The 22,441-nt window shown below is 70.8% G+C and carries 19 protein-coding genes and 1 pseudogene; 9 read left to right on the top strand and 11 right to left on the bottom strand.

Going from position 1 to position 22,441, the window contains the following annotated elements; translation table 11 throughout:
• Positions 1–97: 97 nt before the first annotated feature.
• Together ACFPQ9_RS44610 and ACFPQ9_RS44605 are read left to right on the top strand one after the other, a co-directional pair.
• Positions 98–1,141 (top strand): annotated as a pseudogene (locus tag ACFPQ9_RS44610) (RNA polymerase sigma factor); the annotation flags it as partial.
• 270 nt (positions 1,142–1,411) lie between these two features.
• Entirely contained in the window at positions 1,412–2,695 is a 1,284-nt protein-coding gene (locus ACFPQ9_RS44605; RefSeq protein ID WP_417803270.1) for a ricin-type beta-trefoil lectin domain protein, read from the top strand.
• Positions 2,696–2,704: 9 nt separating this feature from the next.
• Here ACFPQ9_RS44605 and ACFPQ9_RS07415 read toward each other — a convergent pair whose 3' ends face one another.
• On the bottom strand, positions 2,705–3,370 hold the full coding sequence (locus ACFPQ9_RS07415) for a DUF4232 domain-containing protein (RefSeq protein WP_380848573.1): 666 nt from the start codon (positions 3,368–3,370) through the stop codon (positions 2,705–2,707).
• Positions 3,371–3,402: 32 nt separating this feature from the next.
• Complete coding sequence (locus ACFPQ9_RS07410) at positions 3,403–5,787, bottom strand: SpoIIE family protein phosphatase (protein ID WP_380848570.1); 2,385 nt, start codon at positions 5,785–5,787, stop codon at positions 3,403–3,405.
• A 263-nt stretch (positions 5,788–6,050) separates the two neighbouring features.
• Here ACFPQ9_RS07410 and ACFPQ9_RS07405 point away from each other — a divergent pair, with 263 nt between their 5' ends.
• Positions 6,051–8,294, top strand: coding sequence for a glycoside hydrolase family 9 protein (locus ACFPQ9_RS07405; RefSeq protein WP_380848567.1), 2,244 nt, complete (start codon positions 6,051–6,053; stop codon positions 8,292–8,294).
• A gap of 12 nt (positions 8,295–8,306) precedes the next feature.
• On the opposite strand, the gene ACFPQ9_RS07400 is transcribed toward ACFPQ9_RS07405, so the two are convergent.
• The 3 genes from ACFPQ9_RS07400 to sigJ form a co-directional block, all read right to left on the bottom strand.
• A complete protein-coding gene (locus ACFPQ9_RS07400) occupies positions 8,307–9,089 on the bottom strand; it encodes an acyl carrier protein (RefSeq protein WP_380848564.1) in 783 nt (260 codons plus the stop codon).
• A gap of 114 nt (positions 9,090–9,203) precedes the next feature.
• Positions 9,204–10,700: a cytochrome bc1 complex cytochrome b subunit gene (gene qcrB / locus ACFPQ9_RS07395; RefSeq protein ID WP_380848561.1), complete on the bottom strand. Its 1,497-nt coding sequence runs from the start codon at positions 10,698–10,700 to the stop codon at positions 9,204–9,206.
• On the bottom strand, positions 10,697–11,629 hold the full coding sequence (sigJ, locus tag ACFPQ9_RS07390) for an RNA polymerase sigma factor SigJ (protein ID WP_380848558.1): 933 nt from the start codon (positions 11,627–11,629) through the stop codon (positions 10,697–10,699). The genes qcrB and sigJ overlap by 4 nt, the downstream gene beginning before the upstream one ends.
• 213 nt (positions 11,630–11,842) lie before the next feature.
• Here sigJ and ACFPQ9_RS07385 point away from each other — a divergent pair, with 213 nt between their 5' ends.
• The 3 genes from ACFPQ9_RS07385 (at position 11,843) to ACFPQ9_RS07375 (ending at position 14,631) form a co-directional block, all read left to right on the top strand.
• Positions 11,843–12,088, top strand: a complete 246-nt coding sequence (locus tag ACFPQ9_RS07385; RefSeq protein WP_015655829.1) for a hypothetical protein — start codon at positions 11,843–11,845, stop codon at positions 12,086–12,088.
• 3 nt (positions 12,089–12,091) lie between these two features.
• A complete protein-coding gene (locus ACFPQ9_RS07380; RefSeq protein WP_030950043.1) occupies positions 12,092–12,469 on the top strand; it encodes a hypothetical protein in 378 nt (125 codons plus the stop codon).
• A gap of 545 nt (positions 12,470–13,014) precedes the next feature.
• Complete coding sequence (locus ACFPQ9_RS07375; protein WP_380848553.1) at positions 13,015–14,631, top strand: RICIN domain-containing protein; 1,617 nt, start codon at positions 13,015–13,017, stop codon at positions 14,629–14,631.
• Between the two features lie 138 nt (positions 14,632–14,769).
• On the opposite strand, the gene ACFPQ9_RS07370 is transcribed toward ACFPQ9_RS07375, so the two are convergent.
• The 5 genes from ACFPQ9_RS07370 to ACFPQ9_RS07350 form a co-directional block, all read right to left on the bottom strand.
• Entirely contained in the window at positions 14,770–15,747 is a 978-nt protein-coding gene (locus ACFPQ9_RS07370) for a 2-hydroxyacid dehydrogenase (protein WP_380848550.1), read from the bottom strand.
• Positions 15,744–16,913, bottom strand: a complete 1,170-nt coding sequence (locus tag ACFPQ9_RS07365; RefSeq protein WP_380848548.1) for a lactate 2-monooxygenase — start codon at positions 16,911–16,913, stop codon at positions 15,744–15,746. The genes ACFPQ9_RS07370 and ACFPQ9_RS07365 overlap by 4 nt, the downstream gene beginning before the upstream one ends.
• A 73-nt stretch (positions 16,914–16,986) precedes the next feature.
• A complete protein-coding gene (locus ACFPQ9_RS07360; RefSeq protein WP_380848545.1) occupies positions 16,987–17,682 on the bottom strand; it encodes an alpha/beta fold hydrolase in 696 nt (231 codons plus the stop codon).
• On the bottom strand, positions 17,679–19,253 hold the full coding sequence (locus ACFPQ9_RS07355) for a purine-cytosine permease family protein (protein ID WP_380848542.1): 1,575 nt from the start codon (positions 19,251–19,253) through the stop codon (positions 17,679–17,681). The genes ACFPQ9_RS07360 and ACFPQ9_RS07355 overlap by 4 nt, the downstream gene beginning before the upstream one ends.
• A 194-nt stretch (positions 19,254–19,447) precedes the next feature.
• Positions 19,448–19,999, bottom strand: coding sequence for a hypothetical protein (locus ACFPQ9_RS07350; protein WP_380848539.1), 552 nt, complete (start codon positions 19,997–19,999; stop codon positions 19,448–19,450).
• A gap of 322 nt (positions 20,000–20,321) precedes the next feature.
• On the opposite strand from ACFPQ9_RS07350, the gene ACFPQ9_RS07345 reads away from it, so the two are divergent.
• Positions 20,322–20,756, top strand: a complete 435-nt coding sequence (locus tag ACFPQ9_RS07345) for a protease inhibitor (protein WP_380848536.1) — start codon at positions 20,322–20,324, stop codon at positions 20,754–20,756.
• Positions 20,757–20,901: 145 nt separating this feature from the next.
• Here ACFPQ9_RS07345 and ACFPQ9_RS07340 read toward each other — a convergent pair whose 3' ends face one another.
• Complete coding sequence (locus ACFPQ9_RS07340; RefSeq protein WP_380848533.1) at positions 20,902–21,318, bottom strand: STAS domain-containing protein; 417 nt, start codon at positions 21,316–21,318, stop codon at positions 20,902–20,904.
• Positions 21,319–21,535: 217 nt separating this feature from the next.
• Between ACFPQ9_RS07340 and ACFPQ9_RS07335 the strand changes: the two genes are divergently transcribed.
• Both ACFPQ9_RS07335 and ACFPQ9_RS07330 read left to right on the top strand, forming a co-directional pair.
• The gene (locus tag ACFPQ9_RS07335) at positions 21,536–21,904 is read left to right on the top strand and encodes an ArsR/SmtB family transcription factor (RefSeq protein ID WP_380848530.1); all 369 of its coding nucleotides are present in this window, start codon (positions 21,536–21,538) and stop codon (positions 21,902–21,904) included.
• A 6-nt stretch (positions 21,905–21,910) separates the two neighbouring features.
• The gene (locus tag ACFPQ9_RS07330; RefSeq protein WP_380848527.1) at positions 21,911–22,441 is read left to right on the top strand and encodes an SRPBCC family protein; all 531 of its coding nucleotides are present in this window, start codon (positions 21,911–21,913) and stop codon (positions 22,439–22,441) included.

Raw genomic sequence — 22,441 nt, 5'->3', positions numbered from 1 at the left:
CTCGCTCCCTTACGTCTCACGCTTCACAAGAGCTGCGCCGGAGCATACCCCTTGGTATGGACCTTTTATACCGCATGCCCTCCGGAGGAATGCCGCCGTGCATGACGCAGGCCTGTCGAATTCCCCGAACGACGCCCGCATCTTTGAAGTCACGGACGCTCAACTGAGCGCCGAACTCAAGAAGTGGACGGGGGTGTCACCGGCGCTGCATCCGGTCGGTGAACTTCTCGACCGGCACTGGGAAGCGGGCTTCGCCTACGCCCGGCTGTGCACCGCGGACGCCCGGTCGGCGGGCATGCTGACCACGGCGGCGTTCACCCGGCTCTTCGGCGAGACCCTGCGGCAGACCGGCCCCACGGCCGCCTGGCGCCCCCGACTGCTCGTCACCGTGCGCCGAATCGCGGCCGAGTGGGACACCGACCGCAGACGGGAGTTGCTCCACCCCGAGCTGCGCTCCGAGGTGGAGGGCGCGGAGCGTGTCGCCGCCCGACTGCTGCCGCCGGCGGACCGCAGGCTGCTGTCCGGCGCCTTCCAGCGGCTACCCCAATCCGCCCGCTGTCTGCTCTGGCACACCGAGGTCGAGGCCGAGCCGCTGTCCGTGCCGGCCGGACTCCTCGGCCTCGACGAGGAATCCGCCCGCCTCGAACTCGACCGGGCCCGCGACCGGTTGCGCGAGGAGTGCCTCCAGGTCCACCGGGAGCTCGCTCCCGAGCAGGAGTGCCGCCAGTACCTGCGGATGCTGGACGTGACCTACCGGCGGGGCGGCATCGACATCGACCCGGATCTGCGCGGGCACCTCAACCGCTGTGCGCATTGCAGCGACACCGCCTGTCAGCTCACCTTCTTCAACGAGGGGCTCGGCGTCGCGCTGGCCGAGGCGGTGCTCGGCTGGGGCGCGCGGGACTACCTCGTGAAGAGAGCCGGCCTGACGGACGGGACGGCCGAGGCGGAGGCCGAGTCCGTGCCGCCGGCTCCGCGGCATGCGGCGGCTGCGCCGACGGCGATCGCGGGCGAGTCCTTCTTCGCCGACGCCGCCCCGCCCACGCGGCCGCGCCATGCGCCCGCGATGGGGCGGCCGCGCCATGCGCCAGCTCCACCGCGCCATGCGCCCGCCGCCGCGGGCGAGGGCCCCGCTCCCGCGGGCGAGTCCTTCGCACCGGGGGCCGAGTCCTTCGCTCCGGGGGCCGACTCCTTCGCGCCCACGGCCGAGGACTTCGGCCACGGGGCCGATTCGTTCGCTCCGGCGGGCGAGGGCTTCGGCCACGCGGGGGATTCGTTCGCTCCGGCAGCGGGGTCCTTCGGCCACCCGGGGGAGTCCTTCGCCTCGGCGGCGGAGTCCTTCGCCCCGCCCACCGAAGCATCCGCTCCCATAGCCGAGCCCTTCGCCCCCGCCGCTGAGGCGTTCGCTCCTGTGGGAGAGGCGCCCGCCCCCGGGGACCAGCCCCTCGCCGCGCCTGCCAGCCAGTCCTTCTTCGCCCCCGCGAACGAGTCTTTCTCCGCCCCCGCCAACGAGCCCTTCTCCGCCCCCGCGAACGAGTCCTTCTCCGCGCCGGCGAGCGAGACTTTCTCCGCGCCCGGGGCCCAGCCCTTCGCCACCTCTGCCAAGCAGTCCCTCTCCAAGACCACGAACCAGTCCTTCGCCACCGCCGGCAACCCCGCCTCGCCCGCGGAGCCCGGTCCCCGGAGGTCGCGCCGGGCAGACCGTCGAACCGAGGGCGGCACGAGCGGCGAAGCGGCCGGCGGCACCACCCGCACCTGTTCCGGCCGCGCCGCCCTGAAGGCCGCCCGCCGGGCCGCCCGGCGCCGCAATCTCACCGCCGCCGTCGCGACCGTCAGTGCCCTCGTCGTCCTGCCGCTGGTCATCTGGTCCGTCGGCGGGTCCGGTGACGACTCCTCGCCGACGGCCGGTGACCGCCCCTCCGAGGCTCCCGACACCGGCAAGGGCACGGCCACCAAGAATCCCTCCTGGGCGGGCGCCGCCGAGGCCGCGAAGGGCGATCTGCGGGGCCGGCTGCACAACATCGGTTCGGGGCTGTGCGTCGGCATCGTCGGTGGCAAGGCCGAGGAGGGGGCCGAGACGGAACTCGCCAAGTGCTCCTCGTCGCCCGGCCAGCAGTGGTCGTACGAGACCGACGGACTGCTCCGCAGCGGCGCCGACCCGGGCCTGTGCCTCGACTCCCACCTCGGCTACTCGGTGCGGCTCGCCCCCTGCACGGGCACCACCGACACCGAGAACGACTACATCCGCTACGACTTCACCCTCCAGGGCACCCTGGTGCCGCGCTTCGACCAGGACCTGGCCCTCACCCCTGCCGCCACCGACGGCTCGGGCGCCCTGGTCCTCAAGACCCGCGAGGACGACGGCGACGCCCAGCACTGGGTCATCGACACATCGCAGACGGAACTCCAACTCGCCGTCGTCAACTGGGACTCGGCGACCGAGACGCCGAAGACGGCCACGCCGGCCCCGACCCCGACTCCCAGGCCCGAGTCGTCGAAGACGCCCTCGGCCACACCGACCCCCTCCACGACGCCGTCGACCGCGCGGCCGGGGACCGTGAGCGCGTCCCCGACCGACGACTCGTGCTCCTACAACCCGTACTCCTGCTCGTGGGACGGCGACGACGGCTGGTCCGGCGGCGGATACGGGGGCGGCTACGGCGGCGGACACGGGCACGGTGACGGCCGTCGCTGAGCGGACGGATCAGCCCCCGGTGCCCGGTTGGACCACCGTCAGGAACACCGACGACTCGTTCCCGGCCACGGGCACCTCACCGGCCGTCCACGCCACCTTGAGCGGATCCCGCTCATCGGGCGGTGTCACCAGCAGCGCCTGCGGCAGCGCCGTACGGGCCCCGCTGATCTCGGGGCTGGCGAAGGTCAGCCCCGCCCAGGCGCTGCTGCCCGGCGTCAGCGTGACGGTCGTGGGTGAGTCGGGGGAGCGCTTGGGGTCCGGGCCGAGCTGTTTGCCGGCGGCGTCCACGAAGGCGGCACCGGGATAGCCGCGCACGGTGCACGTGTGACCGCCGGTGTTGGTCAGCACGATCGGGAAGTTGCGCTGTCCCGCGCCGGGACTGGGGCGGCCGATCGACGCCCGCAACTGGGAGGTGTGGCAGCGCGTTCCGGGGCCGCCCGACTGGGTCGCGGGGCTGGTGGTGTCGACGGACGTCGGCTCGGTGGTCGTCGGTTCGGTCGTCCCGGGCCCGCTGGTCGTCGGCGCGGTCGTCGGGCTGATGGTGCCGGCCGGGGTCTGCCCGGCGCCCGTGGAGTCACCGCCGCTGCCGCAGGCCGTGAGCAGACCCAGCAGCGCCACGGCGCCGAGGAGGGGAGTTGCTCGCTGTAATGACGGGAATACCCGTGAAGGTCCCATGAGTCACAAGTCCCCGTTCTGACGGCGGCTACTCACTCCTCGCCGAGCAGCCCGATCTCCGCCCAGATGGTCTTGCCGTCCGTCGTGTGCCTGCTGCCCCAGCGCTGGGTCAGCTGGGCGACCAGGAGCAGTCCGCGGCCGCCCTCGTCGAAGGTCTTGGCGCGGCGCAGATGCGGTGCCGTGTGGCTGGTGTCGGAGACCTCGCAGATCAGGGTCGCCGCGTCATGGATCAGCCGGAGCCGGATGGGGTGGGTGCCGTAGCGGATGGCGTTCGTGACCAGCTCGCTCACCACCAGCTCGGCGGTGAACGACGCCACGCTCAGGTCCCAGACGGCCAGTTGTTCCACGACCTGCTTGCGGATCGGCGCGACGAGCGCCGGGTCCGCCGGGATGTGCCAGGTCGCCACCCGGGAGGTGGGCAGGCCCTGGGTGCGGGCCAGCAGCAGGGCCACGTCGTCCGCGACGCCGCCGGGCGGGAGCAGGGCGTGCAGGACACGGTCGCAGGTCTCGTCCAGCGTGTCGGACCGGGACGACAGCGCGTCGCACAGGAGCGCGTGGCTGGCGTCGACGTCGCGCTCCCGGGTCTCGATCAGGCCGTCGGTGTAGAGCGCGAGCACCGTGCCCTCGCGCAGTTCGATCTCGGCGGACTCGAACGGCAGCCCGCCCAGGCCCAGCGGCGGCCCGGCCGGCAGCTCGATCTCCTCCGGCTCGCCGCCGGGCGGGACCATGACGGGCGACGGGTGTCCGGCCCGGGCCAGCGTGCAGCGCCGGGAGACCGGGTCGTACACCGCGTACAGACAGGTGGCGCCGACCTCGCCGGGCCCGGCCTCGGTGCCCGCCTCCTCGGACAGCCGTACCACCAGGTCGTCGAGGTGGGTGAGCAGTTCGTCGGGTGCGAGGTCGATGTCGGCCAGCGTGCGCACGGCGGTCCGCAGCCGCCCCATGGTGGCCGACGCCTGGATGCCGTGCCCGACCACGTCCCCGACGACCATCGCCACCCGCATCCCGGACAGCGGGATCACGTCGAACCAGTCGCCGCCCACCCCGGAGCGCGCCGCCGGAAGGTAACGGGAGGCCGCTTCGAGGGCGGCCGTGCGCGGCAGGGAGCGGGGGAGCAGGCTGCGCTGGAGGGCGAGGGCGGTCTCGCGTTCGCGGGAGTAGCGGCGGGCGTTGTCGATGCAGACCGCCGCGCGGGCCGTGACCTCCTCGGCCAGCAGCGCGTCGTCGGGCGTGAACGGCTGACGGTTCCTGAACCGGCTGAGCACGGCGACGCCGAGCGTGGTGCCACGGGCCTGGATCGGAACGGACATCGTCGTGTGGATGCCGTACTTCCCGATCCGCTCGGAGCGCGCCGGGTCCCAGGCCAGCCACTCCTCCAGATCGCCGGTCGACACCGCGGCCACGATGGTGTGGCCGGCCAGCAGCGCGTCGGCCTGGGGCGAGGGGGTGGGGTACACATCGAGATGGCCGGGCTTGACCACCGCCTCGGGGTTGCCCGGATTGATGGAGTTGTGCGCGGCACGGCGCAGGGTGATCGGTGCGGACAGGCGTCCGGTGGGGGCTTCGGCGCCGTGCTCCGGCGGATCCAGCAGATCGACGCTGACGAAGTCGGCCAGGGCGGGGACGCAGACGTCCGCCAGTTCCTGCGCCGTGCGGGTGACGTCGAGGGTGGTGCCGATGCGCACGCTGGCCTCGTTGACCAGCTGGAGCCGTTCCTGGGCCAGGTACTGGTCGGTGAAGTCGTGTGCCGCTACCGACACGCCGTGCACCCGCCCCTTGGCGTCCGTGATCGGGGCCATCCGGGCCAGCCAGGCATGGGTTCTGTCACCGCCGACCGGGATGTACGTCCGTACGTCGGTGCCCCGGCCCGTGGTGAGCACGCGCAGGAGCTGTCGCTCGATGTCGTGGCTCTGCCGCCGGCCGGTGAGTTCGGTCGGCCGCAGCCCGCGCACGTTCTCCTCGGACAGGCTGAGGACCTCGGCCATGACGGAGTTGATCCTGCGCAGCCGCAGCCGGTCGTCGTAGATCGCCATGGCACAGGGGGATTCCAGCAGTCCGACGTCATCCAGCGGATCGTCGGGCGGACGCGGGTCGTCGCCCTCGATCGGCGTGACCACGAGCCAGTGTTCGGGACCGTCCTCCTGCGGACGTACGCGGTGGGCCAGCAGCCACACGGCCACCGTGCCGCCGTCGCGATGGCGCAGGGTGAGGACGCCGTCCCAGCGCTCGCCGACCGGGGTGAGGGACTCGCGGTCGACCTCGTCCGCCAGCAGACAGGCGGCCGGGCGCCCCACGACCTCGTGCGCCGGATGGCCGAGGAGCCGCTCGGCACCGGCGTTCCACTCGACGAGAACGCCGCTGTCGTCGATGACCGCCCGGGCCGTCGCGGCCTCGTCGAACGGATAATCCGGGCTCATGATCGCCACTCCAACGCGCACACACACGGTGAACAAACATGCTCACTCGGGCTCCAGCCTAGTGCTTCGGGGACGTCCAGGTACTTCCAAGCCCCGACGAAGGCAAGGCGTCATGCGGCAGGCCGCGACGGCGCCGCGCTCGAAAGATGACCGTCCGAACCGTTGACGAGTGTCATGTCGCCGACAAGCATGGCAGCTATTCGACTTGGGAGCGCTCCCACGCCTGGGAGCGTCGTACGCACCTCACCCCGAGGAGCCCAGACGTGAAACGACGCAGAACCACCCTGTTGTCCCTGACGGCCCTGCTGGCCGCGGGCCTCACCGCGCTTCCGGCCGCCCCCGCCGGTGCCGAGGAGGTCGAGCAGCTCAAGAACGGCACCTTCGACGCCACCACCGAGCCGTGGTGGACCACCGGCAACGTCACCGCCGCCCTGTCCGACGGGCAACTCTGCGCCGACGTGCCCGGCGGCACCACCAACCCATGGGACGCCGCGGTCGGCCAGAACGACATCACGCTGGTGAAGGGCGAGTCGTACCGTTTCTCCTTCACCGCGAAGGGCTCGCCCGAGGGCCATGCCGTGCGGGCGATCGTCGGTCTGTCGGCGGCGCCGTACGACACCTACTTCGAGGTCACCCCGGAGCTGAGCGTCTCCGGGAACTCCTACTCGTACACCTTCACCTCACCCGTCGACACCCCGCAGGGCCAGGTCGCCTTCCAGGTCGGCGGCGGCGCGGACGCATGGCGGTTCTGCATGGACGACGCCTCGCTGCTGGGCGGTGTCCCACCCGAGGTGTACGAGCCCGACACCGGGCCGCGGGTACGGGTGAACCAGGTCGCCTATCTGCCCGCCGGACCGAAGAACGCCACGCTGGTCACCGACGCCACCGGCAGGCTGCCGTGGCAGCTGAAGAACGCCGCCGGGACCGTCGTCGCCCATGGCTGGACCGTGCCGCGCGGCACCGACGCCTCCTCCGCGCAGAACGTCCACTCCCTCGACTTCGGCGCCTATCGCAAGCCGGGCAAGGACTTCACGCTGGTCGCCGACGGCGAAGCGAGCCGCCCCTTCGACATCGGGGCGGCCGCGTACGAGCGGCTGCGGCTCGACGCCGTGAAGTACTACTACACCCAGCGCAGTGGCACAGCGATCCGCGACGACCTGCGCCCCGGCTATGCCCGCCCGGCCGGACACGTCGACGTCGCACCCAACCAGGGCGACGGCGCGGTGCCCTGTCGGCCCGGCGTGTGCGACTACGAGCTCGACGTGACCGGCGGCTGGTACGACGCGGGTGACCACGGCAAGTACGTCGTCAACGGCGGCATCTCCGTGTGGGAGCTGCTGAGCACGTACGAGCGCGAACTCCTCGCCCGCACGGGGGAGTCGGAGCGGCTTGGCGATGGCACGCTCGCCATCCCCGAGAGCGGCAACAAGGTCCCCGACATCCTGGACGAGGTCCGCTGGGAGCTGGAGTTCCTGCTGAAGATGCAGGTCCCGGCGGGACAGCCGCTGGCCGGCATGGCGCACCACAAGATCCACGACGAGCAGTGGACCGGTCTGCCGCTGCTGCCGAGCGACGATCCGCAGAAACGCGAACTGCACCCGCCGTCCACCGCCGCGACCCTGAATCTCGCGGCGACGGCCGCGCAGGCGGCGCGCCTGTACCAGCCGTACGACCGGCAGTTCGCGGCGAAGGCGCTGGCCGCCGCCCGCACGGCATGGTCTGCGGCGCTCGCCCACCCCGACCTGTACGCCTCGGAGAGCGACGGCATCGGCGGTGGCACCTACGCCGACAACAACGTCACCGACGAGTTCTACTGGGCCGCGGCCGAGCTGTATCTCAGCACGAGGGAGCGGCAGTTCGCGGACCACGTACTGAACTCGCCCGTCCATACCGCCGACATCTTCGGCGCCCTCGGCTACGACTGGGCCAGGACGGCCGCCGCGGCCCGGCTGGACCTGGCGACCGTGCCGAGCAAGCTGCCCGGCAGGGACAAGGTCCGCCAGTCCGTGATCAAGGGCGCCGACCGCTACCTCGCCACGCTGAAGGCACAGCCGTACGGCATGCCGTACGCCCCCGACGGCAACCTCTACGACTGGGGCTCCAACCACCAGATCCTGCACAACGCCGTCGTCATCGCCACCGCATACGACATCACCGGAACCTCGAAGTACCGTGACGGCGCCGTGCAGAGCATGGACTACCTCTTCGGGCGCAACGCGCTGAACATCTCGTACGTGACCGGCTACGGCGAGGTCAACTCTCATAACCAGCACGCCCGTTGGTACGCCCACCAGCTCGACCCGAGCCAGCCGAACCCGCCGGCAGGCACCCTCGCCGGCGGGCCGAACTCGAGCATCCAGGACCCCTACGCACAGAGCAAGCTCCAGGGCTGCGTGGGCCAGTTCTGCTACATCGACGACATCCAGTCCTGGTCGACGAACGAGCACACGATCAACTGGAACTCCGCCCTGACCCGGATGGCCTCCTTCGTGGCCGACCAGGGATGAGGACAGCCCCGGTCAGGGAGTGACGTTCTTGACCGGGAGGTCCTGGCTCGCGCCCGCCATGTAGTAGTCCTTGGGCGCGGAGAAGATCACGAACTCGTTGTCGTAGTCCCGGATCTTGGCGCGCACGGTGAAGTTGCCGCGCGCGTCGGTCGTGGTCTGCGCGTTGGAGGAGCTCTCGTAGTACGTCCGCAGGAACACCCGGGTGCCGGCGATCGGGCCGTGCCCGGCGGGCCAGGTGATCCGGCCCATGACGACGAGCGTGTCGCCCTCGCGTACCCGCGTCTTGTTGACGTGGTAGGCGAGGGCGCTGGTGACGGGCTTCACCTTGACCGTGGTGTCCGCGAACGCCATGTGGTTGTCGGTCGGGTCGGTGTCGTAGATCGCCCGGAACATCACCTCGTGCCGCGGGAACAGATACGGGCTGGGCGTGCTCTCCACCCGGTCCGCGGGGACGTCCTCCAGGGTGAAGTGCCCCCCGGCGTCCGTCCGGACGGTGCCCAGGCCGCGGGTCTCCCACTCGGTCGGGTCGATGGGGTCGCCCCACGGGTTCCAGGTGTCGAACAGCACCGATTCCTCGAGCTGGACCGGTGCGTCGGCGACGGGTGTTCCATCGGTGCGGGTCAGGGTGCCGGTCAGGTCGACCGTGCGGTGCGTGTAGTCCGTCGTGGCGGTGCTGGTGTCGAGCGTCACCACGTACTCGTCGCCGTCCGCCCCGTGGGCGGGCGGCACGACCACGGCCGTGGCCGCCAGGAGCAGGCCGGAGACGGCGGTCGATCGGACGGCCGTTGAGCGCATGAACACGTGAACTCCCTTGGTGTGATGGGCCGTTGTGTCGGTATCTGATGTGACAGCGGCGCATCACCGGGGGTTGTAGGGGCCGCCGGACGTTACGGCCCCGGTACACGTCGTTCAGCTGGTCGTCGTCCGCTCGTTTCCCCGCGGTTCGCGTTCGACGAGCTCGGCCGGCCGCTCATGAGCCGTGAGAGTGTGCAGCCGGGCCTGACTCAGCCGCTCGTGCACCTCGACGTACTCGCCGTGCGGCAGTCGCTTGATCACGCCGGTCTCCCTGCCGTGCAGCACCAGCTCCCTGTCGCTGTGTTGGAGGCCCAGACAGATACGGCGGGTGACGATGAAGACGATCACCGGGACCATCAGCACCGCGATCCGGATCGCCCAGGTCACTGTGTTGATCGACAGATGGAGCCGGGTCGCCACGATGTCGTTGCCGCCGCCCGCCAGCAGCACCAGATAGAGGCTGATCCAGGCCGCGCCGAGCCCGGTGCGGACGGGGCGGTTGCGGGGACGGTCGAGCAGATGGTGTTCGCGCCTGTCGCCCGTGATCCTGGCCTCCAGGAAGGGATACACGCCGATCGCGACCAGCAGGAGCGGGAAGACCACGACCGGGATCAGCACCCCGAGGACCAGCGTGTGGCCCCACAAGGTGATCTCCCAGCCCGGCATGATCCGGACCAGGCCCTCGGCGAAGCCGAGATACCAGTCCGGCTGGGCGCCGGTGGAGACCTGGTCGGCACGGTAGGGGCCGTACGACCAGACGGGATTGATCGTCGCCACGGCCGCCATCAGGGCCAGGGCGCCGAAGACCAGGAAGAAGAAGCCGCCCGCCTTCGCCAGGTACACCGGCATGAACGGCGCCCCGACGACATTGCGTTCGGTGCGCCCGGGGCCCGCGAACTGTGTGTGCTTGTGGTACACGACCAGCAGGATGTGCGCGACGACCAGCGCCGCCATGATGCCGGGGATCACCAGGATGTGCAGCGAGTAGAAGCGGGCCACGATGTCGTGGCCCGGGTACTCGCCGCCGAACAGGAACATCGACAGATACGTCCCGACGACCGGGACGGACAGCAGCGCCCCGTTCACGAACCGCATGCCCGTGCCGGACAGCAGGTCGTCCGGCAGCGAGTAGCCGAACAGGCCCTCGAACAGGCCGAGGAACAGCAGGGTCCAGCCGAACAGCCAGTTGATCTCCCGCGGCTTGCGGAACGACCCGGTGAAGAAGTGCCGCATCATGTGCGTGAGCATCCCGGCGACGAAGACCAGCGCCGCCCAGTGGTGCACCTGCCGCATCAGCAGGCCGCCGCGCACGTCGAAACTGATGTCGAGCGTGGAGGCGTACGCCTCGGACATGCGGACGCCGTTCAGCGGCACATAACTGCCGTGGTACGTCACCTCGTTCATCGACGGATGGAAGAACAGGGTCAGGTACACGCCGGTCAGGATCAGTACGACGAAGCTGTACAGACAGATCTCACCGAGCAGGAAGGACCAGTGGTCCGGGAAGACCTTGCGCAGATACTTCCGGCCCAGTGTGTGGATGCCGAGCCGGCCGTCGAACCAGTCCGCGACCCGCTCGCCTCTGCCGGGCAGCTCCCGGGTGGCGCTCATGCCTCCCCCCGGTGCACATGCGTGAGCTTCTCGGGGTTGCTCACCACGTAGACGCCGGACACCCGCTCACCGTCCGGTGTGAGGTCCAGGACCAGGACGGCGTACGGCTCCTCGCCCTGGAACAGCACCGCGGCGTCGTCGCCGTTGACCCGCCGGTAGCGCAGGTCCAGGTGGCCGCCCTCAGCGCCGCCCCGGCGGGCGAACGAGTCGAAGAGCCGGGCCGCCTTGTCCCGGCCGTGCACGGGCCGCAGCCCCGCCCGCTTCCGCTTGCCGCCGCCGTCCGTCCACACGGTCACGTCCGGCGCGAGGATCTCCATCAGCTCGGCGATGTCCCCGCCCACCGCCGCCCGCACGAACCGCTCCGTCGCCTCCCGCCGCACTCTCGGGTGCGCCTCGTACAACGGCCGCCGGGCGTGCACGTGCTCGCGCGCGCGATGCGCCAGCTGCCGTACGGCCGCCGGGCTGCGCTCGATAATGTCCGCGATCTCCGTGTGCGGGTAGCCGAACACCTCGTGCAGCACGAACACCGCGCGCTCCAGCGGGGTCAGCGACTCCAGGACCACCAGCATCGCCAGCGACACCGACTCGGTGCGCAGCGCAGGGTCCTCGACGTCGGCCGCCTCGCCCTCCGCGACCAGCGGCTCGGGCAGCCACGGGCCGACGTAGGTCTCGCGCCTCCGGCTGATCGCGGCCCGTCGGGTCAGGGCGTGGTTGACGGCGATCCGCACGAGATACGCCCGCGGGTTCTCGACACCGTCGAGCGGCGCGCCGCCGCCCCGCGCCGTCCACGACAGCCAGGTCTCCTGAAGGACGTCCTCGGTGTCGGCGACACTGCCGAGCATGTTGTAGACGACGCCGAACATCAGCTCACGGTGCTGGACGAAGACGACGGTCGCGTCGTCGGTGACGGTTGCGGGGATGTCGGACATGCGTGGGGCCTCCCGGTGCGCGCGCTCACTACTGCGAGGGCGGGCGGCGGCCGGAATGTGACATCCCTCGGCGGAATGTGACCCACGTCTCGGGCAGAGCGATCCACGGTCGGGCGGCCCGGCGGGTCTGATGAGGCGCCTTTGGTACCGGCGTACATGACACTTGACCTGCTGGTATTTACGCGTAAGTACCCGAGCGGTACCGTGAGGAGCATGCCAGCTCTCAACGTGGAGTTCAGCGACCGCGAGCTAGAGGACCTGCGGCAGATCGCCAAGGAACGCGGTACGTCGATGAAGGCGCTCGTGCGGGAGGCCGCAGCGGCGGACATAGCCCGGCACCGGGCGCTACAGGAAGGCGCCGAGGCGTTCCGCCGGTTCTTCTCGTCGCACGCCGACGAGTTCGCGGCCGCCTTCCCCGACGACGAACCGCCCGCCAAGGGCGAGGGACGAGCCGCCTGACCGATGGCACCCGTCATCCACATCGACGTGCCCTGGCTGCTCCAGCGGCACGAAGAGGTCCTGCCCGACCAGCCCACGATCAACGACTTCTCGGCGCTGGTCGCCGCCGTCGCCCGCCATCGCGTGGATCCGCCCCGACTGGGCATCGACTCCGACCCGGCTTGGCGGGCCGCCGCGCTGCTGCACACCCTCGCCCTGCTCAAGCCGTTGCCCTCGGCCAACGCCCGCTTCGCCTGCTCCGCCGCGGTGGCCTACATGTTCGTCAGCGGCGTCGGCATCGACCCGCCCTACGGCGCCCTCGTCGACCTGGCCCGTGACCTGATCTCCGGCAAGGTCGACGTGTACGGCGCGGCGGACCGGCTGCGGTCCTGGCAGATCTAGGGCCTGTCTGACAGGCCCTAGAGGCTCGCCCGCCGCCACGCGACGCCGCCCGGCCCGGCGGTCCCCGTTCCTTCCGCCCCGGGGCCGCCGACCGAGGGCGGGAGGAACGGGGTCGGCGGCCCATGGCGCGCAGGAGAGCCGCCGTCCTGCACGGGGCCTTCCGAGAGGGCCTGCTTCAGTGGACTACGCCGCTGGGTGCGCCGGGGAGCGTGCGTGGTGCCCCGGCGTGTGCGTCGGTTTCACACGGGGTGCATGGAATGCCTAAAGGTGGCGCGGGTGCGGCGAGTTGCCGCCGTATCTGACTTTCTTTCAATGGGGCTGATGTTGCTCAAGTGCCTTGTTGGTCATCAGTGCGCTGTGCAAGGGTGAAGTACCCGTGGGGGGTGGAAAATCCGTAGCTCATTCGTTCCGCGGGGGAACCGGTGCGGATGGGCGTCGGTGAATTCGTGCTCCCCGCGCACGCGTCGAAGAGGTACACACCAAGTCACCGCTCCTTTTCGGCGATCAGAACTTCTGTGTCTTGCGCGTGGGAAGGAATCCGTTCAGTGCCCACCCCCCACCCCCCTCGCCCCCCTTACCCCCCGCCCGGCGGCGTTCCCGAGGAATCCGACGAAGGGCTCGCCGCCAGACTTCGGGGCCGGCCGGACGGTGAGGCCGCCCCGTCCGTCGCGCTGCTCATGGCTCGCCACTGGCAGCCGGTCCATGAATACGCGGTGATCTGTCTCGCCACTCCGGCCGATGTCGTGGACCTGGTCACCGCGGCCGCGTTCCATCACGTCCTCGACCGTCTGGCGCTCGGCGAACCGGCCGTCGCGCTGCGTCCCCGGCTCCTCGTCGCCGTCCGCGACACCGTCCGGCAGTGGTCGTCCGACGATCGAATAGCGGGCGTTCTGCCGGAGCTGGGGAAACCCGCGGGCGGTCGCGGTATGCGTACCGCGAAGTCCATGACGCCCGAAAATCGGAAGCTTGCCGATCAGTCATTCCAGGCGCTTCCGGGACTTGCCCGATGTCTCCTCTGGCACACCGAGGTCGAAGCCGAGCCGATTGGCGTCCCCGCCGGACTGCTGGGCATGGATACCGTCACCGCCTCGGCCGCGCTCGAACAAGCGCGTGATAAATTCCGAGAAGGTTGTGTACATGCCCATCGGGAACTCGCGCCCACGAAGGATTGCCGGTTCTACAACCGTCTCCTCGACGTCCCGATTCGCCGCGGCGGGGCCCTGCTGCCGGATGTCCAGCAGCATCTGACGGAGTGCCGCTACTGCCGCAACGCCGCCGAACAACTGAGTCATTTCGAGGGCGGGTTGGGCGTCCTCATCGCCGAGTCGGTGCTCGGCTGGGGCGCACGCCGCTATCTGGACACCCGGCCGGGCCGCAACCCGGACGCCTCGGCCCGGGCGCGCGGCGCGGCCCGGCACGGCGCCGGCCGCCGTCGGCTGCTGCCGCGCATCCCCGCACAGCTGCGTCGGCCGCCGGGCGGGGCGCGCTCCTCACGGACGCTGCTGACGGGGGTGGGGCTGGCCTCGGCCGGCCTCATCGCGATCATGCTGGCCTCCGGCCTGCTGTCGGACGACGACGGCGTCGACCCCGCCGCCTCGGCCACCGGAGGCGGCACGGCGACCCAACCGCCCCCCACGGTGTCCACCTCGCCCCCCGGCACGGCCCAACTCCCCAACGCCCCCCGGCAGACCAGGCTGCGCAACGCCGAGGCCGACCTGTGCCTCGACATCAGGGGCGCTGCCGAGGCCGGGGCCGGGACGGAGCTGGCCAAGTGCTCGGACGACGACACCCAGCGGTGGTCGTACGAGAAGGACGGCCTGCTGCGCAGCGTGGCGGAGCCCGATCTGTGCCTGGACTCGCACGCGGACGCGGGTGTGGTGATCCTGGGCACATGCGTCGACGCCGACTCGGAACGGGCCGACGACGTGCGCTACGACCTCACCGTCCAGGGCGAGTTGCTGCCCCGCTGGGACGAACAGCTCGCCCTGGCGGCCACCACCGCCGACGCGGGCGCCGACATCGTCGTCAAGGTCCGCGACGGCTCCGAGGGGCAGCGCTGGCTGACCGATCCGGCGACGTCGGCGAGCCCCGGGTCGCTCTCCGGCGCCGAGGTGGAGACCCCGGGGGCGCGGGCGGTGCGGCTGAGGGAGGAGGACGCCTAGTCCGAACGGCCACGGCATCTTGTCGGGCGAACTCGACTGCGGTTCGGCAGCGCCGGTCAGGGGCGCGGGGAACTGCGCGACCAGCCACGACGGCGCCGCGAATGAGGGAGACGTGATGCGGCACCCGTAGCGGAGCGCTCAGTTCACGACGTCCCGAGGTGTCCCGCCGGCCAGGAAGTCGGTCACGTTCTGCACGGCGGCCAGGGCGATACGGACCAGGGTCTCGCGGGTGACACCGCCGGCGTGCGGGGAGAGCACCACGTTCGGGGCGCGCAGCAGACGCAGGGCCGGGGTGGGCGGTTCGGGGTCGAAGACATCGATGCCCGCCCCGGCCAGGGCGCCCTTCTCCAGTGCGTCGGCGAGAGCGTCCTGGTCGATCAGCGCGCCGCGCGCGGTGTTGATCACGAACGCCGTCGGCTTCAGCAGCGCCAGTCGCCCGGCGTCGAGCAGGTGCCGGGTCTCGTCGGTGAGAGGGGTGTGCAGGGAGACGTAGTCGGCAGTGCTCAGGAGTTCGTCGAGCGGGACGTGGCGGGCCGGGCCGAATGCGGCCTCCGTCTCCGGCGGCAGCCGGCGGCGTCCCGCATAGACGACGTTCATGTCGAAGGCGACCGCACGCCGGGCGACCTCCCGCCCGATCTGGCCCAGGCCCACGATGCCGAGCGTTTTGCCGCACAGCTCCGTGAGCGAGTTCTGGAGGCGGGGGAGCGCCCAGTCGGCCTCGACAAGTGCGCTGTGCGCGGGGACCAGTTGCTTGGCGAGAGCCAGCATCAGGGCGAAGGTCTGCTCGGCCACGTTCTGCGCCTCGGCGCCGCTGGAGCCGATGTTGCACACCCGCACGCCGCGCTCACCGGCGGCGTCCACGTCGACGTAGTCGAAGCCGTGGCTCGCGCACTGCACCAGCCGCAACTCCGGTGCGGCGGCGAGGTGTTCGGCGGTCACCGACGCGAGCGCGGTGATGACGACATGCGCCGAGCGCAGGGCGGCCGGGTCCTCGTCCGCGCTCTCCACGACGGTGACGTACGCGTCCGCGGGGAAGAGGGTGGCGAGGCCGGCGCCGATGCCACGGCCGCCGACGTGGGGCGAGACGACGGCGAGGACGTTCTGCTGGGCGGTCATGCGGTTTCCTCGATGAGGTCGGCGGGGCCGAGCGTGGCGGGGCCGGAGTGCCCGGAGAGGGCGAGGGTGAGGTCGAGTTCGGCCAGCAGACAGCGGATGACGTGCTCGACGCCCGCCTGACCGTCCAGGCCGAGGCCGTAGGCGTACGGCCGTCCGACGAGCACCGCCTGCGCGCCGAGGGCGAGCGCCTTGAAGATGTCGTCGCCGGTGCGGATGCCGCTGTCGAACAGCACGGTCAGCCGGTCACCGACCGCCTCCACGACGCGGGGCAGGGCGTCGGCCGCGCCGACGGAGCCCGCCACCTGACGGCCTCCGTGGTTGGAGACGACGACCCCGTCCATCCCGGCGTCGGCGGCGGCGCGGGCGTCGTCGGGGTGCAGGATGCCCTTCAGGACGATCGGGCCGCCCCAGTTCTCCCGCAGGAACGCCAGGTCCGGCCAGGTCTTCGCGGGATCCGAGAACATGCCGACGAAGTGCATCACGGCCGCGTTCGGATCCTCGTGCACCGGCTTGGCCAGGCCCGCCCGGAAAGCCGGGTCGGAGAAGTAGTTGGCCGTGCCCACGCCGTGCAGGAACGGCAGATACGCCTGGTCGAGATCGCGGGGCCGCCAGGCCAGCATGGGGGTGTCCAGCGTGACGACGAGCGTGCTGAACCCGGCCGCCTTCGCCCGGTTCAGGAAACTGCGGGCCACCTCCCGGTCCTTGGGCCAGTACAGCTGGAACCAGCGCTCGGCGTCGCCCATGGCCTCCGCGACCTGCTCCATGGGAGTGCTGGAGGCGGAGGACAGGGTGAACGGCACACCCTGCGCGGCGGCGGCGCGGGCTGCCGCGCACTCCGCGTCCGGGTGCATGATCGACAGCACGCCGATCGGTGCCAGGGCCATCGGGGCGGGCAGGGCGCGGCCCAGCACCTCGACGGACAGATCGCGTTCGTGCACGTCCCGCAGCATCCGAGGCACTATCCGGCGCCGCCGCAGGGCCGCCCGGTTGGCGCGGGCGGTGCTGCCGTCACCCGCGCTGCCCGCCACGTAGCCGACGGGGCCCGGACCGAGGCGCTGCTCGGTGAGCTCCTCCAGCCGCGTCAGATCGGTGGGCAGCCGGGGTACGGCTCCCGACATCCCGTTCAGATAGATCTCGTACTGGAAGTCCGCCCAGTGCTTGCCCATGCGTAGGCCCCGCCTCTCGTCAGTGAGAACGCGCTGTACGCCGACCATACCGACCGGTAGGCGGGGGAGTGGATCAGGGTGCGGTGACCGTGCCGTGCAGGATGCGGGCCAGTTCGCGCGGCTGGGAGAACATCGGCCAGTGACCGGTGTTCATGGTCACCAGTTCCCAGCGGTCGCTCTTGAGGAGTTCGGCGACGTCGTCACTCGGCTCGGGCCAGTCCAGCAGACATTTGACGTAGGTGGACGGGAACTCGGCGAGCGGGCGGGTCAGGACGGCCGGTTCGGTGAGCGAGGCGCCGGGATGGGGCGTCGCGTCACGAACGATCCGGGCGATCTGCTCGTCGGTGAGGTCCTGCTCCGCCAGGTCCTCGGCCGAGAAGGACGGCCAGAAGCCGTCGTTCGCCTCGATCGCCGCCCGGACGCCGTCGCTCGGCCACCCCCACAGGAACGACTTCCCGTCGGTCGGGACGCTCGCGTCGACGTACACCACCCGTGCCAGCCGGCCGCCGATGTGCTCGGCGGCCTGCCCGACCGGTATGCCCGAGTAGCTGTGCCCGACCAGCACCACGTCCCGCAGGTCGAGACGCTCCACCTCCTCGACGATGTCGCGCACATGGGTCTGCTGCCCGGCCGGTGTGCCCCGCTTGTCGGCCAGGCCGGACAAGGTCAGCGCATGCGCCCCGTGTCCGGCCGCCCGCAACTCGGGCACCACCTCGTCCCACGCCCACGCGCCCAGCTTCGCACCCGCCACCAGAACGAATTGAGTCATGAGAGCAAGCTAGCCGGTGGCACCGACAACGCTCTCGGCCCGCTGATCGGCGGCACCGGCACCTCGACGGTCCGCGCCAGCCGCGCACCCTCGGGCCCGTACACCGCCCGCGGTTCGGGGAACAGCCACAGCAGCGCCACGAACAGGGCGGCGGCCACGGCCAGCGACAGCGGAAGGCCGATGTCCACCCCGTTCGCCAGGTCGCCCAGCGGGCCGACGAACTGCCCCGGGATGTTGGTGAACAGCACACCGACCACGGCCGCCACCCACCACGCGGTCATGCCCCGCCAGTTCCAGCCGTGCGCGAACCAGTAACGGCCGCCGCGCTGACGGCGGTTGAAGACCTGAAGGGCGTCGGGGTCGTACCAGCCGCGCCGGGTCCAGTAGCCGAGCATCATCACGACCATCCACGGCGTGGTGCAGGTGATGATCATGGTGGCGAAGGTCGAGATCGACTGGACCAGGTCGAGCGCGAACCGCCCCACGAAGATGAACGCGATCGACAACACGCCGACCAGAACGGTGGCCTGCACCCGGCTGAGCCGCGGGAAGACCGAGGAGAAGTCCAGACCGGTGCCGTACAGCGCGGTCGTGCCCGTCGCCATCCCGCCGATCAGGGCCAGCAGGCACACTGGCAGGAAGTACCAGCCGGGCGAGATCGCCAGAAGCCCGCCCACGAAGTCGGGGGCCGCCGGATCGACGTACTCGGGGACCTTCGTGGCGATGATGCTCGCCGTCGCCAGGCCGAAGACGAACGGCAGCAGCGTCGCGATCTGCGACAGGAACGCGGCGCCGATCACCCTGCGGCGCGGGGCGGACGCCGGGATGTAGCGGGACCAGTCGCCGAGGAACGCCCCGAACGAGACCGGGTTGGACAGCACGATCAGGGCCGCGCCGATGAACGACGGCCAGAACAGCGACTGGGTCTGTGCGTCCGCGGAATCGGTGAACACCCCGGCGTAGGACGGGTCGAAGTCACCGGCGAAGGCGATGGCGCCGATCAGGAACAGCACGCTCGCCGAGGGGACGGCGATCTTGTTGACGAACAGCATGAAGCGGAAGCCGTATACACACACCGCGAGGACCAGCCCCGCGAACAGCGCGTACGCGACGACGTAGGAGAGGTTGCCGCGGTCCAGGCCGAAGAGCCGGTGCGCGCCGCCGACCAGGGCGTCGCCGGAGCTCCACACCGAGATCGAGAAGAACGCGATGGCCGTGAGGAGTGAGAGGAAAGAGCCGATCACGCGGCCGTGCACACCGAGGTGTGCGGAGGACGACACGGCGTTGTTGGTGCCGTTGACCGGTCCGAACACGGCCATGGGGCACAGGATCAGTGCGCCCACGACGACTCCGAGCAGCGTGGCGGCGAGACCCTGCCAGAAGGAGAGGCCGAACAGGATCGGGAAGGCACCGAGAACGCAGGTGGAGAAGGTGTTGGCGCCGCCGAAGGCGAGGCGGAACAGATCGAGCGGGGTCGCGGTGCGCTCGGCGTCGGGGATCCGGTCGACGCCATGGGACTCGACCTCCGTCAAGGAGGGAGCGGGGGAGGGAGGTTCGGGCTGAGGGGACACGGGGGCTCCAGCGTGGACGGGGCGGTGGAGCGCGTTGTGGCGCGGCGAGGGCGACGGACGGTGCCTGCCGCTGGGGTGTGCGAGCAGCGCGGATGCCGTCCTCTCGGGGATCAGCAGACCGTATGGCTGTGGGCAAGGCCCTCACCAGAGGACGGTTCATCCATCTTTGGTGCCGTAGGTGTACGGATCCTCCATCAGTCGGTGTCCGAGGATGTGTCCTCCGGCTCGCCGTCCGGCCCCTGGGCCCGCACCCGCTGGACGTTCTCCAGGGACTCGCGCAGCTCGCTCAGCCAGTCGTCCGTGTGCCGCTGGACCAGCCGTACACACCAGGCGAGGGCCTCGCTGCGGCTGCGCGCGACCCCGCCGGCGATCAGTGTGTCGAGAACCTGACGTTCGGGCTGGCGCAGCCGGGTCATCACGGGGGCGGCCACATGTGTGAACAGGGCCCGCTCCCCGCCGCACTCCACCCCCCAGGACACCTTCCGGCGGAACCGGTGCTCCGCCTCGCGGGCCACCTCGATCCGGGACTCCCGGGTGCGCTCCCGGAACTCCTGGATCCGGCCCTCCACGGCCGCCTCCCGCTCGGCGGCCGAGGCGCCCTCGGCCGTCTGGGGTGCGGGGATGCGGCCGATCACCGTGATCTCCTCGCGGTCGACCGTCACCTCGGTCAGCTCCTCGAAGAGGTCGTCCGGCAGGCGGCCGGAGAACCAGCCGCGCAGCTTCTCTCGTTGTTCACTGGTAATCATGTAATCACAATTACTCGACGACGAGGTGAACGCAAGGGTGTGGGGGCGTGTCAGCCGAGGGCTCAACCGGAATGTTTCAGGCCGATTAATCAGTGCGCGAAATTCGGCCACTTGGCCACTTGGAACGATCAAGAGGCGCCAAGTTCCGGCGTTGGAACGTTCGAACTCCGTTACTTCACGCCACTGATTCAATACGCAAGGTTACCGAAACCGGTGGTGTCGATGTGAGTTTCGGAGCCGGACTCGGCAGACTCCCGCTCGTCGTCCGGCACCGATCGCGCCGGATCGGCACACCCCCGACTCAAGCGGAAGGATGCACACAATGCGGAACACCGCGCGCTGGGCAGCGACCCTCGCTCTCACGGCCACCGCCGTCTGCGGACCCCTCACCGGATCCGCCCTGGCCGCCCCCGACGCCGCCCCCGCCTCTCTCTACGCCCCCTCGGCCCTGGTGCTCACCGTGGGCTACGGCGACAGCGCCGCCCTGTCCTCCCCGGCACGTGCGGTGACCCTGAGCTGCGCCCCGACGGCCTCGGGCACGCACCCCGCGGCGGGCTCGGCCTGTGCCGAACTGCGTGGAGTGAACGGGGACTTCGAGGCCTTGAGAGCCAGAGAGGGCGCACTGTGCACCAAGCAGTACGACCCGGTGGTCGTCACGGTGGACGGTGTCTGGCAGGGGCAGCGCGTCTCCTATGAGCGCACCTTCGCGAACGAGTGCGTGAAGAGCTCCTACGGAGCGAGCCTCTTCGCGTTCTAGGGACCGGGATCGCACGGTCCCCGAGCAGTTCGGCACGGGCTCGCGGATGGGGAGTGCGAGTCGAGCCGAGGAGACTCCTGCGATCTCGTATCGGGGGTCGGCCGGGCGGAGTGGGGCCGCCCGGCCGACACCTCGTTGCATCGCGTCAACGCACGTCCTCCCCGGGGATCCCGGGGAGGAGCGGGAAGCGGCCCAGTAGGCCGGCGCCGCGCAACAGCCGCCGTATCCGCGGCGCGTCCGAGACGATGCGCAGGCGACCGCCGTGGTTCCTGGCCCGTGTCTCGGCCCGGCAGAGCGCACGCAGCCCCGAGCAGTCGAAGAAGACCACCTGCCGCAGGTCGACCAGTACGTCCGCCTCCGGTTCGACGGCCGCGGCGTTCAGATGCTCGGCGAGCAGGGCCTCCGAGGCCAGATCGATCTCGCCCAGGACCTCGACGACCGTGAACGGCCCCCGTCTGCGGGTGCGGGCATGAGGATTCGCCGAGGGTGGCGTGGACCGGGTGGGGTCCATGGCGGGATCCTCGGTCGGATGGGGGGCGCGGTCGTCGGCGTCCGGCGTCATGTCCGCTCCACCTCGGCAGGGGCGCATTTGATCCGGGTTGTTACCCGTGGGCGGGGTTGAGCATCCCTGCGACGCTCCGCGCAAGATCTAGTTCACTCGACCAGGTGAATTTCGCCCGCAGGAGATTGACTCCCTCATGTAGGGCGGGGTGACCTCCGCCCCCGCCCGAGCTCCATATTCCTTGACGGACATATAACCGGCGAGGCATATTGGACTCATGTCCGACGACGCCTCCCTCTGGAGCGCCCTCGCCGATCCCCACCGGCGGGCCATCGTCGCGCTGCTCCTGGAGCGGCCGCGGTCCGTCGCGGAGATCGTGGAGGAATGCGGGCTCAGCCAGCCGAACACCTCCAAACATCTGAAGGTGCTGCGGGAAGCCGGCCTGGTGCGGGTGCGGCAGGACGCGCAACGCCGCGTCTACGCCCTCGACCCCGCGCCGATCGCCGCCCTCGACGCCTGGCTCGCCCCGTACCGGACGCTGTGGAACCGCAGCCTGGACGCCCTGGGCAGCCGTCTCGACGAGACGGCGCGACAGGCGCCGGAGGACACCTCGTACGACCCCGAGGGACCCACCACGAAGGACTGATCCACCATGACCGCCGACCTCACCGGCACCTACCTGACCCTCGACGACGGCCGCCCGGCCATCCGCTTCAGCCGCACCTATCACCACCCCGTCGAACGCGTCTGGCGGTTCGTGACCGACGCCGACGAACTGACCCACTGGTTCCCGTCCCGCGCCGAGATCGAGCTGCGCCCCGGCGGCACGATCAAGTTCGGCGGTGACCCGAACATGGAGGACTCCACGGGGCGCGTCATCGCCGTCGACGAGCCTCGCCACCTGTCCTTCGAGTGGGGCGGCGACGAGCTGCACTTCGACCTGGAGGCGCTGGACGCGGGCCGCACCCGCTTCACCCTCACCAACGTCCTCGACGCCGAGAACACCGCAGCCCGCAACAGTGCCGGCTGGGAGGTGTGCCTCACCGCACTCGACGCGCACGCGCGCGGTGAGCGCTTCGAGGGACCGCACGCCGGTGCCGAGGCCCCCTGGAAGGGGCTCTACGACGGCTATGTGGCCGCCGGATTCCCCTCCGGTGCCCCCATCCCCGGCGTGGACGCCTGA

This window comes from Streptomyces coerulescens (assembly GCF_042657965.1).
In the GTDB taxonomy this organism is placed as follows: domain Bacteria; phylum Actinomycetota; class Actinomycetes; order Streptomycetales; family Streptomycetaceae; genus Streptomyces; species Streptomyces coerulescens.
Note: the sequence above shows the minus strand (reverse complement) of the source record. Positions and strands in the feature narration are given on the sequence as shown.